This is a genomic window from Flavobacterium sp. (assembly GCF_003525665.1).
Taxonomy (GTDB): Bacteria; Bacteroidota; Bacteroidia; order Flavobacteriales; family Flavobacteriaceae; genus Flavobacterium.
Genome location: NZ_DQDX01000109.1, coordinates 8,962 through 9,518, shown reverse-complemented (window position 1 = coordinate 9,518; position 557 = coordinate 8,962). Strand labels below are relative to the sequence as shown.

Genomic DNA, 557 nt, shown 5'->3' with positions numbered 1-557 from the left:
AATAAATAAAAGTTTAAATTTACCAGATTCTCTTGAATATGAGAATGAAATCAGAATTTATAAAGACTTTTCCACAACAGATGGAATGAAAATTTTTAGAATGTACAATAAAGGGAAAAATGAATGGGTTGTTAACATATTTTACTACAACAAAGCATTTAAATCTCCTACAAAGATTGACGTGATTGAGTTTCCCAAAGAAAATCTTGGTAAATTAAAAGCAAAAAATGCAAATTTAATTTGGCTAAAATTTTTACTTGCTGATATTGATAAATTACCAAATTTAAAAGATATTAGTTACAAATTAAAGAAGAGTAAAATTGAATTTATAGATGGAGAATATTCTATCGCAAGAAATGTAATGTCGGTTGTGGATGGTCAAAGTTATTTCGTGAATTTTAGAAATTTAAAAATAACAAATAATTTTATCTTTAATAATCCTGAAACTTATTTGTCAAGTTATGCAGATGTTGATGAATTAATTTCTTACAATCAAATATTAAAAATAATCAAAAATGAATTTAATCGGTGGAATGATTAGTTTATAAAAAAATATG

At 23.5% G+C, this 557-nt stretch carries 1 protein-coding gene; it reads left to right on the top strand.

What is annotated here, in order from left to right; translation table 11 throughout:
* Positions 1 to 541 (top strand): hypothetical protein (locus tag DIU01_RS07975; RefSeq protein WP_290833263.1); only part of this gene is annotated, 541 nt, incomplete at its 5' end.
* Between the last annotated feature and the right edge of the window lie 16 nt (positions 542 to 557).